Below are 2,018 nucleotides of genomic sequence, written 5' to 3'. Positions count from 1 at the left end.
TGGATCAATCCACCCGCCACCGAAGCCGCACCCGACACCGCGTCATCACAGGCCGCACAAGCAGCCTGACGTCTCATCCGGATTGACAGCTACCGTTCTCGTGCTGCCTCAGGGTGCTCAGACTTCCGTACACGGACCTATGGGGGAGGGGCTTCGACCGTGGCTGGGCGTGGACGGGGTGCGGCTGCTCGCAGGCGGCGAGCGGTACGGCTGAAGGCGGTGGCGGTCGGCGGTGGCCTGGTGCTGGTCCTGTTGGTGGTCTTCTGGTCGCTCGTGTGGCCGTACGTCACGGGGGCTGCGCTGCTTGGCGGCGTCGCATTGGCGGGATGGTGGCTGTGGCGTACGGACCGGCTCGTGCGCGGCCGGGACCGTCTGTGGCGGCACGAAGAGGCGGTGAAGGCTGGTTACCGGACGCTCGCGGAGGTGGACGCGATGACCGGCACCGAGTTCGAAGAACTGGTCGCAGCCCTCTGCCGACGCGACGGGTGGTCCGACATTCGGCGGGTAGGCGGTGCGAACGACAACGGTGCTGACGTCGTCGGCCGGCTCCCGGACGGCCGGAGCGTAGTGATCCAGTGCAAGCGCTATGCGCCGAGCAGCACGATCGCGAGCCGGGAACTGCGAGATCTGTTGGGCGCCAAGGTGCACTTCGGGGCTGATCTGGCCGTGTTCGTCACGACCACGCGGTTCAGCCGCCCCTCCGAGAAGTTCGCGCTGCAGCACGGAATCCTTGCTGTGCACCGGGACCACCTCGGGCTGTGGAACAACGGGGCCTCCCTGGTGTCCCTGAGCGAAGTGAACGGCAGGGGACAGGGCGACTCCCGGCACCGGACACGCTGGAAGCGGGCGTACGGCAAGTAACCGGCCTCGTGGGAAGCGTGAGGCCGGATCTTGCAGGATGTTCGCAGTGCGAGCTCAGGTTGTGCCGGCTCGCTCGTTCACGGCAACGCGGTTACACACGGGCGGGTACGCCGGCCAGGCCGTCGTCGCCATCCTCGTCGTCTTCGCTGCGTTTCTTGCGGTCGCGTGCCCCGTCGAGGCTGTCCAGGCCGACGCGGAGGAAGTCCGCGAGGGTGCTGGCGGTCTCCGCTCCGGCTGAGGCGCCGGGTAGGCCCTCGATACGCAGGCCGGAAGTGGTGTGGGCCACCGAGTACCCCAGTTCCTGGAGGACGCCGGTGAGTGCGTGATGCAGGTAGGCGCGTGTACTGCGGTGCAGGAGGCCGGCTTGGCCGCGATCCAGCAGCTCATGGACGGCCAGGAAGCCTTCGCTTGTCGGCGACGAGGGTGTCCGGAGGGAGCGCGTCGAGGTCGATGTCGGTGGCGGTCATGCGATTCGCCTCCTCCTCGGCCTCCTCCGATGCGCGCTCGTCCACGGGAGCGATCACGAACTTCTGGAGAAGCGTGTAAGCGAGCTTGAGCTCCGGGCCGCCATCGCGCTCCATGAGCTTGTGCAAGCCGATCCCGGCCTCGACCAACAGGGTCGTGACGCCGCAGTACGAATCGGTCATGGCGCGAAGCGGCTGCCAGGAGACTGGGGTGGGCTCGGAGACGAGGGCTGTGGGCGCGGTGGAGAGGCACCGTCCGTCTGGCGGTGGCGTCGCCTAGTCGCCCCGTCGGCGGGCGGGCCAGGCGTCGTTCCCCGTTCGAGAGACATGCGGCCCGAAACCGCTACCCAGCAGTACGATCCGTGTTTTTGATGGCAGCCCGGCGGTGATGGTCAGCCTCCGAACGAGGTGGGCTTGGGGCCGAGGCAGGCGACCGGGTGTGGGATGAGGCACGTGCGGAGCCGGGCTACTCGCCGTTGCGGTCGCAGGCGCGACAGGTGGAAGAAATGCACGGCCGGTGCCCAGCACGGGGACACGTCAGGGCCACCGGTGGATGCAGGCTGTCCGCCCAGGTCCGCAGCGATCCCATCATGGCAACTGAGAGGGCGTTAAGTCCGTTTCTGATAGCGGCCACGTCCGGGTTGCTCGAGGAATCCCTGGCGAACGAGTCGTCCCAGGCGGGAGCGGGTGACG

The 2,018-nt window shown here is 68.2% G+C and carries 3 protein-coding genes; 1 reads left to right on the top strand and 2 read right to left on the bottom strand.

Annotated features, from left to right (window positions below):
* Nucleotides 1–159 precede the first annotated feature (159 nt).
* Nucleotides 160–861, top strand: coding sequence for a restriction endonuclease (locus ACZ3TS_RS42835; protein ID WP_467628640.1), 702 nt, complete (start codon nt 160–162; stop codon nt 859–861).
* Nucleotides 862–952: 91 nt separating this feature from the next.
* Here the strand turns inward: ACZ3TS_RS42835 and ACZ3TS_RS42830 are convergent, their stop codons facing one another.
* Both ACZ3TS_RS42830 and ACZ3TS_RS42825 read right to left on the bottom strand, forming a co-directional pair.
* On the bottom strand, nt 953–1,147 hold the full coding sequence (locus tag ACZ3TS_RS42830; RefSeq protein ID WP_467628637.1) for a hypothetical protein: 195 nt from the start codon (nt 1,145–1,147) through the stop codon (nt 953–955).
* A 97-nt stretch (nt 1,148–1,244) separates the two neighbouring features.
* Nucleotides 1,245–1,508, bottom strand: coding sequence for a hypothetical protein (locus tag ACZ3TS_RS42825; RefSeq protein WP_467628635.1), 264 nt, complete (start codon nt 1,506–1,508; stop codon nt 1,245–1,247).
* Between the last annotated feature and the right edge of the window lie 510 nt (nt 1,509–2,018).

The sequence above is a fragment of the Streptomyces sp. NPDC022910 genome, from assembly GCF_055561075.1.
Note: the sequence above shows the minus strand (reverse complement) of the source record. Positions and strands in the feature narration are given on the sequence as shown.

Coding starts and splice junctions, on each gene's coding strand:
- ACZ3TS_RS42825 (WP_467628635.1), bottom strand. CDS start 1,508: ATGACCGATTCGTACTGCGGCGTCACGACCCTGTTGGTCGAGGCCGGG.